We start from the raw sequence: 19,792 nt of genomic DNA, 5'->3' as shown, positions 1-19,792 counted from the left end.
TTTTTTCACAAAAAATGCGTTTCGTTCTGCTTAAAGCAATAAATTTTCCTCACCTCATCACCTTCTGATATTGGTTATGAAAAAAACCTTACTAGTAGTCGATGATGAGCCATCGATCCGCCTGATTCTAGAGCATTACTTTACCTCTGATTTCGACGTTGTATTGAAATCGAATGGTTTGGAGGCTATTCAATGGCTGGAAAAAGGCAACACTGCTGATGCCATCATAGCCGATTATGCCATGCCCGTTATGGACGGCTTAGACTTCATTAAGCGCCTGAGAGCTAACAGCTTGTATCACAGCACACCGTTGCTGATGTTGTCGGGCAAGGATGAAACAAGCAACAAAATCAAGTGCCTCAAGCAAGGTGCTGATGATTATGTAGTTAAGCCTTTCAATCCGGAAGAACTGGACCTCAGAGTCAGAAAGCTTTTAGATAAAGTGAAAGTATAAGTACCCCTGCTCCGCTTACTACCCTATTACTACCCGCCCTGTTTTCCTACTGTGCACGTTGCGCAACACCACACACTCACTTTGTTATGAATGCAAGTATCACAAACCCCATGTTCCAAGGAACAGGTAAGGAGAGGGTAGGTCCGCACCTGAACAATTTCCCTAATTACAGCCCAGCAGCAGCTTCTGATACAGCCAACAATCCATATTCGCTGCACTTTCCTATTAGCAAACGCATTTTCGACACTCTTTTCGCCTCCTTCATTCTCCTTTGCTTGCTTCCTCTCTTTTTAGTGGTTGCAATACTGATCAAGCTAGAATCGAAGGGGCCTATTTTCTATTATTCTTATCGAGTTGGCACGGGCTATAAAGTCTTCAAATTCTGGAAATTCCGCTCGATGCGGCAGGATGCAGATCAGATGCTTTCGTCGATGAAAGGCCTGAACCAATATCAGGCAGACGCTGAACAAGAGAAAGTTTCTGTATCGGCGCTGTGCCCCCAGTGCCTGGCCGGCGACAACCCTTGCCACGCACAACTCATTGATGACAAAGGCCAGACCATTTGTGAGAGTCAATATCAGCTTTTGAAGAAGGCTCAGGCAGGCGCAGCCTTTGTTAAGATTGCCAACGACCCACGCGTTACCTTCATCGGTAAGATTATCCGCAACACCAGCATCGACGAATTGCCGCAGCTTTACAACGTTCTGCGGGGCGACATGTCGATTGTGGGCAACCGGCCGCTTCCTTTGTATGAAGCGGAGAAGATTACTACCGACCAGTTTGCTGCCCGTTTTATTGCCCCAGCCGGTATCACGGGCCTGTGGCAGGTAACCAAGCGTGGCAAAGGCGGCGACATGTCGGAAGAGGAGCGCAAAATGCTGGATGTGGAGTACGCCAAAAACTACTCTTTGAAGAAAGACATCCAAATCGTGTTGAAGACGATACCAGCATTATTCCAAAAGGAGAGCGTATAAATGAGAAAGTTATTGGGCAGCCTGCTCCTAGCACTCTACACTACTGTAGCGCTAGGGCAGGCAAATACTGCGCCTGCCAAAAGCTGGCAAACCGTTTTCTTTGATTCCCCTACTGTTGCGCTACCCCGGCTTACGGCCGCCGCTATCCAGCACTCAGCCCAGCTGCAGTCGATGGAAGTAGGCAAAGCAATTAGTGAGCAGGACCTCAAAATTGTTAAGCGCCAAATACTAGGTGGCGTTGGGGTAGTTGGAAACTACACGTATGGTAACCAAGGAACCATTGGTGTATACAACCCAACTTCACCGGGCTTTGAGAGGGGGCGAAACACAGGGTTATATGCAGCCGGTGTTTCAGTAGCGTTGCCGCTGATACAGGTGCTTTCGCGCAACACCCTAATCAAAAAGGAGCAGCTGAATTACCAGCGCAATGAACTTACGCGCAAAGAGCAGGAAAACCAGCTGCGTCAGCAGGTGATTCAGTTGTATCAGAACGTGGTGCTAGCTAAGAAACTACTTACGCTGCAACAGGAGTCATATGTTACGGTGCAAACCAACTATAAGTTGGCGGAAAAGCAGTTTCGGCAGGGCCAACTTACCCTCCCCGAGCTTTCAGAGGCGACGAACCAGCTGAACCAATCTGCCATGTCGCAGGAAACAGCTCGCAATCAATACGATACATCATTCATGATATTGGAAGAAGTAGTAGGCACTACCATTTCTTCTTTAATGCAGACTCCATGAGCTTATCTGACGTACTCCGGCTCCTAGCGCGTAAATGGCTTCTGCTGGTACTGGTTCCCGTGGTGCTCGGCGTATCAACCTACTTTTTCGCACGGCACCTTCCTAAAGTTTACAGTTCCGACACCACTATCTATACTGGTATTGCTTCGGGCTACTCGCTTACCGGCAATGCGCAAACGGATTATTCTTCCACTGCCAACGCCTTCGACAACCTAATCAATTTGATTAAGGCTCGTTCCACCAAGGAAGAGGTTGTGTACCAACTGTTGGCTAGCCACTTATGGCAGAGCAAGCAGCAGCCAGCTTTGCTTGGTAGCGGTGGCCCCTATGAAGAGCTACAAGAAGTACTTCCTGAGCGCCTACGCCAGCAGCTAACCGGACCAACGCTAGAAGCGACGGTAGAGAACGTACGGAACTACGCGAAAGCCAATAATACCAACCTGCTTTATCAGTTGGTAAATTCAGCTAGCCCTACCTACTCACTCGCCGCCCTCAACAACCTAGTAGGCACACGCATCGGTACTAGCGACCTGGTACGTTTGGAGTTCGAGAGTTATGATCCTGAGTTGTGCCGTGCCACCTTGGCGCTAGCTACACGCGTTTTCATGAATCAGTCGAGGAACTTACGTGAAGGTCAGACGGAGTCGGTTATCGAGTATTATGAAACCGAGCTGACCAAGGCGAAGGCTCGCTTAGCCAAGGCAGAAAACGAAAACTTAGCTTTCAACCGCGACAACAACATCATTAACTACGATGAGCAGTCGAGCACGGTAGCCAACGAGCGTGAGCAGCTAGCCAGCCAACTGGCGCAAATGAACCAAGACTATGCCGGAGCACAGGCTGCCTTGCAAGCCATCAACCGCAAGCTAGGAGGCCGACAAGGAGCACTACTAAGCAGTAGAAAGGTAATTGAGCAGAAGGAAAAGCTAAGCCGCTTGAACGCAGCTATTGCCGATCAGCAGCTCTATAGCCAACAGAAAGAAGCCGGCTCGGCTGATAAAGCTCGTCAGTTGCAAGCAGAAGCCAACAAGACCATTCAAAATCTGCAGAATAACGTGGATGAGGTAGTGGCCAACAGCAACTCCACCGAAGGTATTGCTAATAAGGACCTACTTTCCGAATGGATGCAGGACATGATTCAGGTGGAAACCAGCAAAGCTAAATTGGGGGTGATGAACCGCCGCCTGCAGGAGTTTGAGCGCGAATATCAGCGCATGGCTCCCCTTGGTGCTACCAAGAAGCGTATCGAGCGGGAAATAGATCTGGCAGAAAAAGAATACCTGGGTATAATGGCCAGCCTGAACGCCAGCCGTTCGTCGCAGCAGAATACGCAGCTAACGGCTACCCACCTCAAAATTGTAGATGCACCAAACCTGCCCACCTCTCCCAAAACCAGCAAGTTGCTGCTCTTGGTACTACTGAGCAGCGTAGGTGGCTTTGTATTCACTACGGGTTTGGTGCTGGGCTTAGGCTTGCTCGACCGTTCGTTGAAGAACCCACAAATTGCTGCCCGCCGTATTGGCTTGCCTGTGGCCGGCATCATGCTCGACAAGCAAGTAACTCCTACCAAGCAGCTACAAGCCTCTCAGCAACGCAGCCTCGATCAGTTGGTGCGCCACATTCTTTTGAAAGCCAACTCTTCACAAACGCCGTCTCCTTTTGTAGTAGGCGTGTTTAGCGTGCAACGGGAAGAAGGCAAAACCACCTTGTGCCAAGCCCTGGCGCAGCGCTGCCACGAAATGGGCGTGCAAACCTTGGCCCTGTATCCCGACCACAACGACATAGACGACTCGTTTGAGGCGCCTTCGCTGTTCTACCCTTCTGAAGCGGCTGCTGTGCAAGGCTGGCCGCTGGATCAGCTGATTCAGCACGCCGTACCAAAGCGTATGTCGGAAATCAGCTCGCCCAATGTGCAGGTAGTGCTGGTTGAATTCCCGGCGCTTCGTGAGGAAGCAGTACCAGTAGGTATTCTGCGGCAATTGAATCTGGTATTTCTAACGGTACCAGCCACGCGCACTTGGCGCCCCACCGATCAGCAAACTGTTGATTATCTTCGCACTGCAACAACAGCACCCGTTGAGGTTGTATTGTCAGGCGTATCGCTACAACACGGCGAAGAAGTGTTAAGTTAAGTTTGGCGCGCTCTGCCGCACCACTACCGTATGAAGCTTACCCCCCCTTTTTCTGAAACTATGCTCAACTCCCGCTGGCTGCTGCCAGTGGCGCTGTTGGTAGCATTGGGATTGGGTTGGCTCGCTGGGCAGGTAGGCACTTTAGTACCTGGCATGCTGCTGGGTATCACGATGTTGGTGTTCTTTCTGGTCCTGATTTTTCTCAATCCACGGGCCGGCTTCATCTCCTACATTGTCTACTGCTTTGTATTAGGATACATCGGGCGGCACGTTACGGGAATCCCCTTTGGGCTGGGTATGGATGGTCTACTGGTGCTTACTTGGTTGGGCGTTATCTTTCACCGCTCCGAGCAAATCACCTGGACCCGCGCGAAAAACGATTTGTCGTTGTTAGGGGTGGTATGGTTTGGCATCACCGTACTAGAAATTGCCAACCCTTCGCGCCCTAGTGTAGCTGGTTGGTTTTACGAGATGCGCAACATCTCGCTATACTGGTTGCTCACCGTGCCGCTCGGGTTTGTGCTGTTCAATAAGCGCCGCGACTTACGGCTGTTTCTACTGCTTATCATTGGGTTTTCGTTGCTGGCCAGTTTTTATGGCCTCAAGCAGAAAGTCATTGGGGTGGATGCTATGGAGCAGATGTGGCTGGATGCCGGAGCGGCCGAAACCCACTTGATTTGGGGCAAGCTCCGCATCTTCGGCTTCTATAGTGAGGCCGCTCAGTTTGGCTCTTCCCAGGCGCACATCAGTCTTATTTGCTTTATCCTGGCACTGGGGCCTTTTGCCTGGTGGAAACGGGTTTCCTTTGGGTTGGCCAGTGTTATCTTACTGTATGGTATGCTTATTTCCGGTACGCGCGGCGCTATGTTTGTGCTAGTGGCTGGTATTCTGGTATACCTGCTGCTAAGCAAGCAAACTAAAGTACTGTTAATTGGCTGCATGTTGGCGGTGGGCGCTTTTGGGGTCTTGAAGTACACCAACATTGGCAACGGTAACCCGGATGTTTTCCGTCTCCGCTCGTCCCTTGACCCCAACGACCCCTCGTTGCAATTACGCCTTACCAACCAAGCTACTCTGCGCGCCTACTTGTCAACCAAGCCGTTTGGTGAAGGCGTTGGTACCATTGGTACGTGGGGTCATGAATTCAACAAAGACAAGTTTATTTCCACCATTGAGCCCGACAGCTACTACGTTAAGATTTGGGCGGAATACGGCATCGTGGGCTTCATCATCTGGTTTGGTATGATGCTCTATATTCTGGGCAAATGCTGCGGCATTGTCTGGCGTATCCGCAACCCCCAACTCCGACAACAACTGTTGGCACTTACAGCCGGCTTCAGCGGCATTTTGTTCTGTAGCTACGGCAACGAAATCATGAACCAGGTACCTACGGCCATGATTGTGTACATCTCCTGGGTATTTGTTTTCCTTGGTCCGGAACTCGATAAAGCTTCTCCTACTGCCTAATTTACTTATGGATAAGCCGCTCGTTTCCATCATTTCTATCAATTACAAGCAAGCCAGCGTTACCTGTGAAATGCTGGCTTCGCTTCGGCAGGTAACCTACCCCAACTACGAAGTAATCGTAGTTGATAATGCGTCGCCGGAAGCAGAAGTGCAACCTATTGCCGACCAGTTTCCGGGAGTGCAACTTATTCGGTCTGCTGAAAACCTTGGCTTTGCTGGGGGCAACAACTTGGGTATTGCAGTTGCGAAGGGTAAATACTTGCTGTTTCTCAACAACGATACCGAAGTAGACCCCGGCTTTTTAGAGCCGCTAGTTGAACTGTTTGAAACCAACCCGAAGGCTGGTATTGCATCCCCCAAAATCATTTTTTACGGCACCGACAACCTGATTCAGTACGCTGGGTGCGGGGGCATCAACCCTTGGACCGGACGTAGCGTAACGTTTGGGCTGATGGAAAAGGACCAAGGGCAACACAACGTCTCCTCCCCCACCCCGCTCATCCATGGTGCCGCCATGATGGTGCCGATGGAAGTAATACGGAAGGTGGGGCTGATGCCTGAGCTATATTTTCTTTATTACGAGGAATTGGACTGGTGCGAGATGATCAAACGTGGGGGCTACGAGAGCCACTATGTAGCTCAGGGTACAGTCTATCACAAAGAGTCGGCTTCAGTGGGTCAAGGCTCAGTGCTACGCACCTATTACATGTACCGTAACCGCCTGCTATATATCCGGCGCAATTCGTCGGGCGTCCGGTTCTGGAGTGGCATGCTTTTCTTTCTATTTGTAGCCGTGCCTAAGCAAGGCCTAGTGTATGCGCTTCATTTAGAGCAAAAATATTTAAGTGCTTTGTGGCGGGGGCTTAAGTGGCACCTCTCCCCTCATAACGTGCACCAAAACCACTTCCTTTCATGAGCATCGTACTGACCATCATTTCCCTACTTTTCTATGCATTGGGAATATTCTTGTTGCTCAATATGCTGTACCTGCTGCTTTTCGCTGTAGCCGGGCACCGCAAACCAGCTCCCATTCCGAAAGCCCCTGCTGGCACAGCTTTTCGGCGGATGTGCGTGCTTATTCCAGCCTACCACTCTGATGCTGTAATTCTGGAAACTGCGCCGGCGGCTCTGCGCCAGGCGTACCCAGGCCAGATGGATGTGCACGTTATTGCGGATGGGTTGCAGCCTGCCACTGTACAGGCACTGCGCCGGCAGCAAATCGGTGTTATCGAGGTATTCTTCGAGAGAAGCACCAAGGGCAAGGCGCTGTTAACGGCGTTGCAGTCCTTACCAGCCGATGCCTACGACGTGGCCGTTGTATTAGATGTAGACAACATCATGGACGCGGGTTTCCTGACCCAGGTAAACGATGCCTTTGCGGCCGGCTACCGGGTGGTGCAGGGCCACCGTACTGCCAAGAATCTAGACTCTGCCTTTGCCGTTCTCGACGCCTGCAACGAGGAGATTAACAATCACATCTTCCGTCAGGGCCACGCTAGTTTAGGTATGTCGGCGGCCCTTATTGGTTCAGGCATGGCATTCGAGTTTCAGTACCTACGGAAACTGATGCAGGACATTGGCGAAACACCTGGTGAAGACAAGGAAATGGATTTCCGCACCGTAAAGGATGAAATCAAAATCGGATACTTGCCTAACGCCTACGTTTACGACGAGAAAATTCCTAACTCTCAAGCTTTTACCACCCAACGGACCCGCTGGATAGCCGCCCAAGTGGAATTCCTCCAGAAGTATTTCTGGGAAGGTCCCGTGCAGCTGTTTCGTGGCAATGTCGAGTTCTTCGATAAGGTGCTACAAACCCTGTTAGTGCCCCGCATTCTGCTATTGGGTTTGCTGGGGGTACTATTCCTCCTGTCGTTGCTTCAGCTACCAATAGGGCCCTCTCCATTGTTTTGGGCTGGCTTGCTGCTCGGCACGGGGGGCGCACTGCTCCTTTCCCTGCCAGCTCGGCTGTATAACCGTCAGGTAGCACAGGCCATTCTACACTTGCCGCTGGCTTTAGTATCCATGGTGCTGGCGTTGCTGCAAATCAAGAAAGCCAAGTCTTCTTTCATGCCTACTCCGCATGCCACCAGTTCTGGCATGGATACTCCCCAGCACTAACCACTTGTTTTATGCCTTGGGAAATCATCTTTCTTCCAGCTCTCGGCTGCCTTTTATTAGGAATAAAGTACGGCTTACGGGCAGCTTCTGAAAAATGACTGGGGCGCGCTGTATGGCTTAGAGCCAACTATAGCCTAATATTGCAAAAATTAAGCATGACTAGGCAGCCTGCCTCTCTTGTAAATTGAGTAGCAGCACCCAATTCCACTTGCTCGCTTAGCAAGTGCAGTACCGTGCGACATACTATATAAGTCTGTAGGAATAGCACGGCCCTAAGCCTCCACCACGTGTAGTTGCAATGCAAAATGAGTAATAAAGAAAAGGCAATAAATGGTGGTAAGTGGGTAACTGTCGCAACTGTTATCTCAACCTGTTTTCAATTCGCTCAAGTCGCTATCCTCGCCCGGTTACTACCACCGGCTGCGTTTGGTATTGTTAGCGTAAGTGCACTGATAATAAATTTCTTCAACATCTTCGGAAACTTAGGTTTTGCTAATTCCATAATTTACAAGCAGGAAAACGACAGAAGAGTTTTATCCAGCTTATATATTATGAACATACTCCTCGGAGTAGCCATGTTTATCATCATTTACTTATGCACACCATTAATTATTTTATATTACAAAGAACCCAAACTAGACAGCATAATAAAATTAGCTTCACTCTATTTCATTATATCTTATTTTGGACAGATATATTTCTTTCTACTTCAGAAAAACCTAAAATTTAAATCAACTGCCATTATTGATATTATCGGCTCTGTTGTCGGTACCGGTGCTACCATTTTATTAGCATACCAAGGGCTGGAAGAATTGTCCCTCATTTTCGGGCAGCTCACAATGATTACCGCAAAAACCATTCTACAGATTTATTTTGGACGGGAGTATTTTTCTCCCATGCTAAAATTCGATTTCGCTTTAGTAAAAGATCATTTGCGATTTGGCATATTCAATGTAGGGGAAGGCTTTCTATCGTTCGTTCAAGGAAACTCCGACAACATTGCCATTGGTGGAATATTAGGTGTGAAAGCACTAGGGTATTACACCATAGCGTCTCAGCTAACTATTTTCCCGGTAACTAAGCTCAACCCTATTATACTACAGGTTGCCTATCCTATTCTGGCAAGGATGAAGGAAGATCCATCCAGTTTGAAGCGGTCATACATTAAAATACTAGATCTTATTAGCTACCTGAATTTCCCTCTACTGATAGGCTTGTATGTAACTGCCGAAAGCGTTGTGCCTTTGTTGTATGGTCCTGGCTGGGAAGAAACTATTCACTTGATCAAGATATTCGTTTTCGTCAGCATTTTCACTTGTTTAGCTCACCCACTGTTCACGCTAGTATATTCAAAAGGCAGACCTGATTTATTGTTCTATTTAAATTTAGCCACGCTAATTGTTAAACTGCCGTTGCTGTACCTATTCGGCAAACAGTGGGGTATTGATGGAATTGCGTTTGCTTACTTAGCGGCTAGTTTCGCTAACATGGCATTCAGCTTTGTTATCGTCCAGTACTTGGTAGGCAGTTTCATGAAGGACTTCATAGCTAACATATACAAACCAGTGCTATTCTGTTTATCAATGATAGTAGCAGTAACTCTTTACAAGAGCTACTTCGGTTACGAGGGAGTTGTCAATACAATAGCTGAAATTATAATTGGAGGCTTAGTATATGGCATCCTAACCCTGATGTATAAGGTTTCACTCGTGGAATTAAAATCAGCAGGAAAACTTTTGAAAGCGTAGAATCATGAGAAAAGCTGTAAAAAAGATAGCCTTGAAAGTACTATCGGGGGTGGCCTTTGTTAATCACCCCAAGATGGACAAAGCTATTCGCTACTATATCAGAGACAATTACTATAGCCGCTTAAACCAAGTACGGTTCTTTACTGATGATTATCTGTACAAGAAAAAATATAAGGTAATAGATTATTACGGCGAGTTTTCAGACGAATTGAACTACACGCTACCCTTTGCTTACTGGCATCATCTGAACGGCACTCTAAAAAAAACTATATCCTGTAAGGACACCAAGGATTTATACTTTTTCAGTGAAAATCACGAAGAGCGGTATCAGAGCAGAGATGCTACGTTTTCCTACGTAAACTACGACACTCCTAACAAAACGAATAGCATCACCAAGAGCTATAGCAAGTGGGCACGCGTACCTCTAAAGGAGCATTACAAAAACGATATTTTCGTTTTTGAAAAACCTATAATGGTTATTGCTAACAAGTACAATATCGAGTGGGATGGACCACCATTGAATTATTTTGACATTCCTACGCTCGACAAAGTAATATCGACTTATAAAGAGAAATATCAAATCATCTATAATAGGCCCATGCCGAGCCGCATTGTAGAAGACAATAGCGACATTCTCGATTTAGGAGATATTCCGTGGTTGCGCGAAAAGCATCCTGAAGTGATTATTCTGGATGATTTATTCAACAAGTATCAGAACCAGGTAAATAGCTTCAACCATTTTCAAATATTGGTGTACGCCAATTGTGACAAATTCATGTCGATACATGGTGGCACCGCTACACTAGCCAGCTATTTCGGAGGACATAATATCATTCTTTCAAAAGGCAAAGCAAACCCAGTTGAAGGTGGAGGTTTGGAAACGATATTCAACGAATTTTCCAGCATCTTCACGGCTATATCTGGAGCTAAAATCCTGCATGCCAAAACTGAGGCCGACATTTTCAATTTCCTTTCTCTATACTACTAGATAGTACTTACATCCAGAGTATAAACATCAAAGTAGCATGAGAAACGACTGTGACATTGTTATCATTTCAACTTCTAGGTGGGATAATCCTTACTCATCAGTAGGGTTTAGCTTCGCTAAAGAATTTGCGAAGAATAATAGAGTCTTTTATATAGATCATCCCTTTTCTCTGAATGAGGTTGCTTCACAATATTCAAACAAGGATATGGTGAAGTCGAGAATACCTGCTTTGTTCTTGGGGAAGAGTATTTATCGTAAAATAGACGGCTTACCCAATAACCTGACAATTGTAACACCAAAAGTTACTTTACCTATCAATTGGCTTGGGGAAGGTGCTCTATACAATACGCTCTGGAAATTCAACGATACTATCGTACAGAATGCCCTAAAAAAGACAATTAAAGATTTCAATATTAAGAAGTACGTATTCTTTAATTCCTTCGACCCATTTTACTTTAGATCCATTGCGGCTGATCTTCAGCCAATAGTGAAAGTATACCAAACGATTGACGATATAACGCAGGAAACTTATATTGCTCGGCACGGAGTGCGTTTGGAAAAAGAAGTTATTCTCAATTCCGACGTGAGCATGGGCACTTCCAAACAATTAACTCACTTAATATCGCGCTACACACCGGCGGCTTTTTGCATGCCCAACGCCGCCGATTTTAGTTTGTTTCAGAAAGCAGCAACTGAAAAGCTTGCGCGCCCCAAAGAGTTAGTTGGCGTCGACAAAAAGGTTATTTGTTACACGGGCAACATTGGCAGCCGTATCAATTATAGTCTGCTGAAGAAGGTGGCGCAAACCCACGCCGATAAAATATTGCTGATGGTAGGCCCGGTCAGCAACGATGACCACAAAGAGTTTGACTTGGATAAACAACCCAACGTCGTATTCACTGGCTCCCGCGACATAAAGGATCTACCCTCTTACCTCCAGCACAGCGACTGCCTGCTCATTCCGTTCGAGTACAGCATTCTAACGAAGAGCATTTATCCACTGAAGATAAACGAGTACCTGACGGCTGGTAAGCCAGTTATTGCAACTGCCTTCTCAGAAGACATTCAGGACTTCGGTGATGTGGCTTACATTGCTCAAACCGAGGAAGAATTCGTGGCGAAGATTGACCAGGCAATTCAAGAGGATAGCCCTGAGAGGAAGCAAGCCCGCATAGCCAAGGCAGCTCTTAATACTTGGCAGGCCCGAGTGGCTTACTTCTGGGATATAGTGGAATCGGCAGCCGTTCAAAAGCAACCTGCCTAACTCATTAATCCTCTAGCTCAGGGAAGCTACTTATATCATTCGTATGCTTTAAGACTTTTACCAAACCAACCAACTTGTCTGGTGCTATGGCCGGGCAATAGTTGATTAAGCAGATGCAGTAGGTAACGAGGGCATTGTGATGCTAGGCTGCCTCCACTTGGATTTTTTTGTATGTCAGTAGTTGACCGTATTAAGAGTAGCCCGAAGCTCAAAAAACTGGTGCTTTACCTGTTGATCATTCCTCAACAGGCACGCCCCCGGCTATGGGTACGCTGGTTTGTTAATCCATTCAAGCACCGTTACGGCCGTGGCTCACTCGTGCGCTGGAATACGCGCTTGGATGTGCTGCCCTTCAACCCGTTTGAGGTTGGAGCCAAGGCTATCATTGAGGACTTCGTTACCATCAATAATGGGATGGGTGGTGTGTTTATCGGTGACCGTGCGCTCGTTGGTATTTCCAGTGTTCTGATTGGTCCTATTCGCCTTGGCAACGATGTAATTATTGCACAGCACGTGGTTTTCTCTGGCCTTAATCATGGGTACCAAGACATTACTATGCCCATAAATGACCAGCCCTGTACCACAGCTGATATTGTAGTAGAAGACGAAGTATGGATTGGGGCCAATGCCGTTATCACGGCTGGGGTGCACATTGGCAAGCACGCAGTAATAGCTGCGGGCAGCGTGGTTACTAAAGATGTACCTGCTTACGCAGTAGTCGGAGGAAACCCAGCTCGGGTTATTAAGCAGTACAACGCTGCATCTGCTGTATGGGAAAGAGTTCGTTAAGCAACTACTACCAATTTCAATAAACCCATATAAGCTCATCTATTTCCCGTTGAGATTTAATTAATTTACAATTGCACTGCCTGCGCTTACACACCTTTATGCTACGTTCTTTATGACTACACAGGAAACCATAACCCTTGCTGTAGTTTGCAACAATCATTTCGCAGTTCTACTTGCTGCACTGCTTAAATCTTTAGACCTAAATCATAAGTCGCCGGAAAATATAACACTGTATATCGTTGATGATGACCTGAGCGATAGTAACCGGGCGAAATTAACCAGATGTGTTACTTCCGCTAACATAACCCTGCGATGGATTAAAATGCAGGATGCTATTCCAAGAAACATGATTATCCCAATGGATAATTCCTCCTTCCCGATTAGCGCCTACATCCGTTTGTTTGCTCCATACTTCGTGGATAGCAAAGTAGAAAAGATTATCTATCTGGATGCTGACATGCTGCTACTAGAGGATATTTCGGTTTTATGGAATATCGACTTACAGGGGCATGTGCTAGCAGCGGCAATTGACCGAACTGAGAAGGTAAGTAACCCTTGGGGAGGTATAAAGAATTACAAGGAATTGGGGCTTGATCCAGAATCCAAGTATTTTAATTCGGGCCTGCTTGTAATTGATATGCCACTGTGGCGCAAGCTAGATATTACAAACAAAGTACTACAATGCGTTAGCGACAATAAAGCCTACGCTAGTTTTCCCGACCAATATGGGCTCAATGTAGTGTTGGCCAATAAATGGTTGGAGCTTGATCCGCTTTGGAATTGCGTGCCTATGGCCACAGTGGAAAAGCCATTTCTGATTCATTTCATTGGCCGTAAACCAATATTCAAACTGTATGAACACAACCCGGCTTATAAGGAGCTGTTTTTTCACTACCTGAATCAAACGGAATGGCGCGGCTACCGCCCACGTCGGGAGTCTAGCCGCTTACTTCGCAAGGCTTACAACCTCCTTAATAAAAAAGCCACCTCTTTTCTCCGCTTTATCAAGGTAAGGCATTGAAACCTTCCGTATTCATCCTCGTTCAGCACACATCTTTGCACAACCGCTCTGAACATTCGTTTAGATGGCTGCTTTTCAGCTTTCTATCCGGCGTTGAAACACACCACAGTTGTTAGCCTACTCCCCCACTTGCTGCTCTCATGCAGCAGCTAACACGCAACTGAAAACATACTGTCACTGAGAAGTGCGCTGCCCTTACTAATGGCACGCATTTCTTCTCTTGATTCGCACATGCTTGTATTGCTATTCTGGGTGTTCTTAGGAATCATCTTCTACACCTACATAGGCTACGGACTATTGGTAGGCGTATGGGCCAAACTCACCCGCTCCTCACATGCCATTCCTACCGCCTCATTTGAGCCAGAGGTCACACTAATTGTACCGGCCTACAACGAAGCCTCTATTCTAGCCGCCAAGGTTAACAACTGTCTGGCGCTCGACTATCCGGCTGATAAACTGAAGCTATTGTTTATCACCGACGGCTCCACCGACGCGTCGGGGAAAGTGCTGGCGGCGTTTCCAATGGTGCAGCACCTGCACGTGCCGGAGCGCGGCGGTAAGTCGATGGCTGAAAACCGCTCAATGCAGTATGTGCACACGCCGTACGTAATCTTTACGGATTGCAACACCATGCTAAATCCGGAAGCAGTACGTGCTATGATTCGTCATTACCAAGACCCCAAAGTTGGGGCGGTATCCGGCGAGAAAGTGGTTCTCAACGACGGCAGTGCTTCGGGTTCGGGCGAGGGCCTATATTGGAAATACGAATCGTTTCTTAAGCGCTGCGACTCGAAAATATGCAGCCTTATGGGGGCAGCCGGTGAGCTGGTCTCGTTCCGCACGGAGTTGTTCAAGCCGCTTGAGCACGACACCATCCTTGATGATTTTGTGCAGTCTATGCGCATTGTGGGAGCTGGCTACCGTGTGGTGTATGAGCCTAAAGCTTACGCTATGGAGCCACCATCCACCTCATTGACCGAGGAAATGGGCCGCAAAGTACGCATCTGTGCAGGCGGCTGGCAGTCGATGGCGCGCCTAACGTTTCTGCTCAACCCATTCCGCCAGCCAGTGGTAACATTCCTTTATGTTTCGCACCGGGTGTTGCGCTGGAGCCTCACGCCTGCTTTGCTGGCTTTACTGCTACCGCTCAATGCGTACCTAGCTTACACCCAGCAAGGTATCTATACTGTCTTGTTGGTATTGCAGATACTGTTCTATCTGAGTAGCGCCTTTGGGTGGTGGCTGGCTGCCAGCAACCGCAAGGCCGGACCAGCGTTGGTTCCGCTTTACTTCACCATGATGAATGTAGCAGCCTTCCGAGGCTTTGGCCGCTTCGTGCGGAATTCGCAACCGGCTGCTTGGGACAAGGCCCACCGCCCATCAGTTGCCTAATTGCGGTACTGTATTCCCCATGTAATCTGGGCGAAAACACTATCATTAAACTCCTCGATTGATGTCAACGGCTAATTTCCCTACGGTAACCTTATTGGTTACCCACTATAACCGCAGCAAGTCGTTAGAACGGCTTCTGGATTCTTTTACCAAGCTAGGTATAGCCTTTGGAGACATTGTGGTGTCGGATGATGGAAGCAAACCAGAGCATGTTGATGCGCTTCGGCAGTTGCAGCAGACTCATAAGTTCAATCTGATTACTACGCCCGTCAACAAAGGCTTAGGCAACAACTTAAATAAAGGGCAAGACGCAGTAAAGACGCCCTATACGCTGTACGTACAGGAAGATTTTGTACCTACTGACCAGTTCCTTCCTCATTTCGTTGATGCGTTCGGGATGATGGAGGAAACGCCTGACATTGATATTGCCCGGTTCTATGCGTACTACGCCTACCCTTACCTGAAGCCCTACCGCAAGGGCTTTGCGGAAATGGTGTACAAGCCGTGGTTTACGCATACCGGCAAGATTTACAACTACAGCGACCATCCGCATTTGCGGCGCAGCAACTTTTTCGAACGGTTTGGACGCTACCGAGAAGGCATCAAATCGGACCGGACTGAATACCTGATGTGCATCTCTTTCTTGCAGAACAAGGGCCGCGCTTTGTTCTACACCAAGTTCAAAGAGCTATTTCTGCAAGAGAATTCATCGGAGGAGCCTAGCACGGTTGCCCGCAGTGACTGGCGTTCCAGCAACAACCCGCTGATTGCCGTTGTCCGGCTGGTTTTCCGGCAGGTTAAGTACAACTACGATATCCACTTTGGCAAGCGTATAGCTCCTTGAGCTGCATTCTGGCATAGCACACGCTCCTCCTACCTTCACTGATTCAGCTACCTTTCCCTCACTCAAGTACCTCTCCCCCGTAGCTATGCGACACATCGGCCTTCCTGCTTACATCACTAAACACAATCAGCCCAAAGAGGTGCTTAGAAGTAGAGCAGAGACAGTACGCAAGCAAATTCAAAAGCTGCACTCCTCAACTCCTGATATATCGATTGTTATACCGGCTTATAATGAAGCGGAAAACATTTTAAAAACCCTATCATCTTTAGCCGATACAACTACTACTAGAAAAGTGGAAATTATTGTAGTTAACAATAATTCCAAAGATGAAACTGAAGAGTTAGTTCGGCTAGCAGGAGCAACGTGTATTCTGGAAACCAAGCAAGGAATTACGCATGCTCGAAACGCAGGCTTAGACAAAGCAAAAGGAGAATACATTTTAAATGCCGATGCCGACACTATTTATCCACCTGAGTGGATAGACCAGATGGTTTCTCCGCTTTACAAGCAGGATGTAGCCATGGTATACGGCAATTTTGCATTTATTCCAACCGAGGGCACGCCACGCCCGGTGTTTTTGATGTATGAATACGCTTCTGACGTTTCAAAGTGGATCAATAAGAAGTTTCGTGAGGAAGCCGTTAATATCTACGGGTTTAACTCGGCATTCAGAAGGACAGAAGGCCTCCAGGTTGACAGTTTTAATCACCCTGTGGGTAGCAACGAGGACGGCTGGATGGGACTAAAATTGCGGAATACATTCCACAAGAAGTTTCACTACGTAGGCAGTTCTAAGGCCACCGTTTGGACCACCGACCGACGCCTTCAAATAGATGGCGGCCTAATCAAAGGGACTATTATGCGTCTCAAGCGGCACCTGCATTTGAAATAGCCTGCTTGCTTCTAGCTATTTCCTGGAAAGGGCATCTCGCGTTTCAGCACCAAGCCTTCTTACTATACTACTGCTTGACGTACTAGCTGCTCTATTGCTTGTGGAATCTAAATTAGCTTAATTAAAAACTATTCAATTTCTACCCTATGTTATTAACTCCCAACCCGCCCACTTAACATCTCACCATGAAAACACTTAACTTAATTAAATCAACTATTTATATAGTAGGACATTATAGAGCAGGAGCCGCCGATGGTTTGGCTGAATTTAATTACAGAATAACCCAAGTACTAAGAGACGAATTCAGCATACAGTTTATTGAGTTTGACAGTACCAAAGACAGCAACTACCACAATACCGAATCTAAAGAAAACGTATTAATTCACGTTTTCGGCGCTAAAGACAGAAGCAAATTTCAATTACCTAGTGGCTTTCAAAAATGGCTTGCGCAGGTTGATAACACCAACTGCGTATTTCATTTGAGCCATATCTATAATATAGACAATTACTTAGTTAGTCGCCAACTGAAGCGGCTTTCTATTCCATTTATTATCACCCCGCACGATTCTTTCGTGTATGATCCGGCCTATATGCAGGCTCGGCCTTTGCTAAAGCGCTGGTACAGGAATGCTTTTGTTTCCGTATTTGATAAATACGTACTTGATAATGCCACGGTAGTTCATGGCATATCAGAAATGTGCGCCGCTCACTTAGGTAACGTGACTAAGAATCCCGTTTCGGTGGTAACCAACCAAGTGAACGATATGCAGATTGCCTTCGACGCGGCCTCGTTGAAGGAGCAAGTGTGCTTTATTGGCCGTTTCGATATTTTTAGAAAAGGTATCGACATTGCTCTTGATGCATTTCACCTGTTCAAAGAGCAGAGCAGCAATGCCGCAACTGTGACCTATGTGTTGATCGGGCCCGCTGATGAGCAAGCGGCCAAGGAACGTGAAGCTATTTGCCAAAGACTTCATCTACGCATTGGCCAAGATGTAATTTTCACCAACAAGATACCCGAGCCCGAACGCAACGCATTACTAGCTCAATCGAAGGTGTACATGCAGTTATCGCGCACGGAAGGCTTTGGGCTTAGCATTGCACAGGCACTATCTTGCTACAAGCCGGTGGTGGTGTCAACGCAGGTGCCTATCCACGATAAAATTGTGGCGCACAAGGCTGGCTTTGCTGTCCATAACGCCGACGAGGCTGCCCAAGCGCTAACCAAACTATTTGCTCTCTCGCCCGCCGAGTATCTGGCTATGGCCCACAATGCCCGCCGGTGCTATGAGCAGGAATTCCACCCGGATGTTATCAAGCCTCAACTGGTAGGTATGTACGAGAAGGCAGCAGGAGTTGCGCTAAATAGTTAGCATCAACAAGTTACTCTCAGCACACAACACGTACCCAACAAAAAGGGCCTTTGCTAAGCAAAGGCCCTTTTTGTTGGGTAAACGTTACTATTTATCAAGCTACAGTCGTTTCATTTGAAACCTTGCTGTTAGCCTATTTGGTAAGCACTACACGCTGGTGCACTATCTCGGTATCAGTGGCAAGGCGAATAGTATAGATGCCGGCTGGCAACGATTCGGCTTTGAACTGTACCTCCTGCACTTGCATGGCTTTCAGATTACCCGAGAATAGTTGCCGTACTTGGCGGCCCTGCATATCATACACAGTCACCGTGGCATTGCCAGCAGCGGCCATCTTGAACCGTACGTAGCTATCCTGGCTGAAAGGATTCGGGGCAGCCGACAATTCAGCTGTTTTACCTTTCTCAGCGGCAGTGGTAGCCAAAGTCGTGCTGTTCGATCCGCTTGCCACCGCCGACCGGTTGGCACCCTCTATGTAAGGGGAAAGTCGGCTACCCGGGATTGGGCCTTCCATCACGCCGTTGGGCATGCGCCATCCCACACTTACTACGTCGCCACCGGCGTCTTCTTTGTGCAGCACTTCAATGTAGTATCGGCCGCCTGCTACCAGGTTCACCGGCGCTGACTGCTGAGAAGGATATTTGTACCATTCCCGCGCGTTAGTCCAGGAATTGATATTCTGCACGCTGGCAATTCTGACTTTATTGTCCGGATTGTCGTCGGTGCTCAGCCACAGCTCGCAATTGTCGTCACCGGAAACCCAAAACGTATATGCCCCAGTTTGTGGTGCGCAAACATAGCCTCGGATACGCGCTCCGTACGAGTCGCCAATATTGACATTGCTCTCCAACTGAGTGAGTTGGCTGGTGCTGCTAGGAGTATTTTTCAGTGGAATATCACTCACTGCCCAGCCGTTTACGTTGTTCCACTGCTCGCGCAGGATAGTACCCGTGGCCGAGCAATTTGTAGGCGTTGGCCCCGCAATAGTAGTGGTAGTACCGGCTGGCAGTACAAACAGCGGGGTTTCAGTCACGTTGAGCTGAAGCTGGCCATTGGTCACGTTCACCCGCTGCACACTCATGGTACTACCCGCTTGCGGACGATATACGTCGGCGTAGGCTACGGCTCCTACTTGCAAGGTGTAGGAAGCAGTGCGTCCCCGCTCATCGGGCACGACGAGCATGAAGGCGGATTGGCCGTTGAGGGCGTAGCGGTCCACCAGTGGGTCGGCGTTCAGGGTCTGCTGGTAGCGGTAGCGGCCGAGCAGATTCTGCACCTGCTGCAGGTACTGCGCCGCCAGGCGCGGGCTGCGGTTGCTGTTCAACAGGCCCATCGAGCCGAACTGGATGCTGCTGGTCGGGTTGTCGTCGTAGGCCTGGTAGTGGAACACGCGCTCCACCCCCCAGCGGGCGTAGCTCAGGGCCGAGCGCAGCAGCCAGTCGGCCTGCGTCTGCTCCACCGAGCGGCCGCCCACGGCGATGGCCTTGAGCGGGCTGCCCTGGTTGAGGTCGTAGCCCGACTCGGTGAGCCAGACCGGCATGTCGGCGCAGTACTCGTGGGCCATGGCCAGGAAGGCGGCCGCCCGCTCGCCG

Annotated in this window: 17 protein-coding genes; 16 read left to right on the top strand and 1 reads right to left on the bottom strand. The window is 48.2% G+C overall.

What is annotated here, in order from left to right:
• Positions 1-76 precede the first annotated feature (76 nt).
• From G536_RS0101180 to G536_RS0101105, 16 genes are all read left to right on the top strand, one after another.
• Complete coding sequence (locus G536_RS0101180; protein ID WP_026879728.1) at positions 77-454, top strand: response regulator transcription factor; 378 nt, start codon at positions 77-79, stop codon at positions 452-454.
• 86 nt (positions 455-540) lie between these two features.
• Positions 541-1,428: a sugar transferase gene (locus G536_RS25690; RefSeq protein WP_051166813.1), complete on the top strand. Its 888-nt coding sequence runs from the start codon at positions 541-543 to the stop codon at positions 1,426-1,428.
• Positions 1,429-2,169, top strand: coding sequence for a TolC family protein (locus G536_RS0101170; protein ID WP_022821745.1), 741 nt, complete (start codon positions 1,429-1,431; stop codon positions 2,167-2,169).
• Positions 2,166-4,301 carry a Wzz/FepE/Etk N-terminal domain-containing protein gene (locus G536_RS0101165; RefSeq protein WP_022821744.1) on the top strand — a complete coding sequence of 712 codons (2,136 nt, stop codon included), beginning with the start codon at positions 2,166-2,168 and terminating at the stop codon, positions 4,299-4,301. Before G536_RS0101170 ends, G536_RS0101165 begins: the two co-directional genes overlap by 4 nt.
• Positions 4,302-4,361: 60 nt before the next feature.
• Positions 4,362-5,768, top strand: coding sequence for an O-antigen ligase family protein (locus G536_RS0101160; protein ID WP_026879727.1), 1,407 nt, complete (start codon positions 4,362-4,364; stop codon positions 5,766-5,768).
• Between the two features lie 7 nt (positions 5,769-5,775).
• Positions 5,776-6,684, top strand: a complete 909-nt coding sequence (locus tag G536_RS0101155) for a glycosyltransferase family 2 protein (RefSeq protein WP_022821742.1) — start codon at positions 5,776-5,778, stop codon at positions 6,682-6,684.
• A complete protein-coding gene (locus tag G536_RS0101150; protein ID WP_022821741.1) occupies positions 6,681-7,889 on the top strand; it encodes a glycosyltransferase in 1,209 nt (402 codons plus the stop codon). The genes G536_RS0101155 and G536_RS0101150 overlap by 4 nt, the downstream gene beginning before the upstream one ends.
• A 305-nt stretch (positions 7,890-8,194) precedes the next feature.
• Positions 8,195-9,637, top strand: a complete 1,443-nt coding sequence (locus tag G536_RS0101145) for an MOP flippase family protein (protein ID WP_022821740.1) — start codon at positions 8,195-8,197, stop codon at positions 9,635-9,637.
• A 4-nt stretch (positions 9,638-9,641) separates the two neighbouring features.
• A complete protein-coding gene (locus G536_RS0101140; RefSeq protein WP_022821739.1) occupies positions 9,642-10,625 on the top strand; it encodes a hypothetical protein in 984 nt (327 codons plus the stop codon).
• A 37-nt stretch (positions 10,626-10,662) separates the two neighbouring features.
• The gene (locus G536_RS0101135) at positions 10,663-11,889 is read left to right on the top strand and encodes a glycosyltransferase (protein ID WP_084708440.1); all 1,227 of its coding nucleotides are present in this window, start codon (positions 10,663-10,665) and stop codon (positions 11,887-11,889) included.
• A gap of 171 nt (positions 11,890-12,060) precedes the next feature.
• Positions 12,061-12,678 (top strand): acyltransferase, encoded by a 618-nt coding sequence (locus tag G536_RS0101130; protein ID WP_022821737.1) that lies wholly within the window; start codon positions 12,061-12,063, stop codon positions 12,676-12,678.
• Between the two features lie 112 nt (positions 12,679-12,790).
• Positions 12,791-13,699, top strand: a complete 909-nt coding sequence (locus G536_RS25685) for a glycosyltransferase family 8 protein (RefSeq protein WP_022821736.1) — start codon at positions 12,791-12,793, stop codon at positions 13,697-13,699.
• 231 nt (positions 13,700-13,930) lie between these two features.
• Positions 13,931-15,091, top strand: coding sequence for a glycosyltransferase family 2 protein (locus tag G536_RS0101120; RefSeq protein WP_022821735.1), 1,161 nt, complete (start codon positions 13,931-13,933; stop codon positions 15,089-15,091).
• A 61-nt stretch (positions 15,092-15,152) separates the two neighbouring features.
• Entirely contained in the window at positions 15,153-15,935 is a 783-nt protein-coding gene (locus G536_RS0101115; protein WP_022821734.1) for a glycosyltransferase family 2 protein, read from the top strand.
• An 85-nt stretch (positions 15,936-16,020) separates the two neighbouring features.
• Entirely contained in the window at positions 16,021-16,827 is an 807-nt protein-coding gene (locus G536_RS0101110) for a glycosyltransferase family 2 protein (protein ID WP_022821733.1), read from the top strand.
• 185 nt (positions 16,828-17,012) lie between these two features.
• Positions 17,013-18,200 carry a glycosyltransferase family 4 protein gene (locus G536_RS0101105; RefSeq protein ID WP_022821732.1) on the top strand — a complete coding sequence of 396 codons (1,188 nt, stop codon included), beginning with the start codon at positions 17,013-17,015 and terminating at the stop codon, positions 18,198-18,200.
• Between the two features lie 133 nt (positions 18,201-18,333).
• On the opposite strand, the gene G536_RS30135 is transcribed toward G536_RS0101105, so the two are convergent.
• Positions 18,334-19,792 (bottom strand): PA14 domain-containing protein (locus tag G536_RS30135; RefSeq protein WP_157530284.1); only part of this gene is annotated, 1,459 nt, incomplete at its 5' end.

The sequence above is a fragment of the Hymenobacter norwichensis DSM 15439 genome, assembly GCF_000420705.1.
Lineage (GTDB): Bacteria > Bacteroidota > Bacteroidia > Cytophagales > Hymenobacteraceae > Hymenobacter > Hymenobacter norwichensis.
Note: the sequence above shows the minus strand (reverse complement) of the source record. Positions and strands in the feature narration are given on the sequence as shown.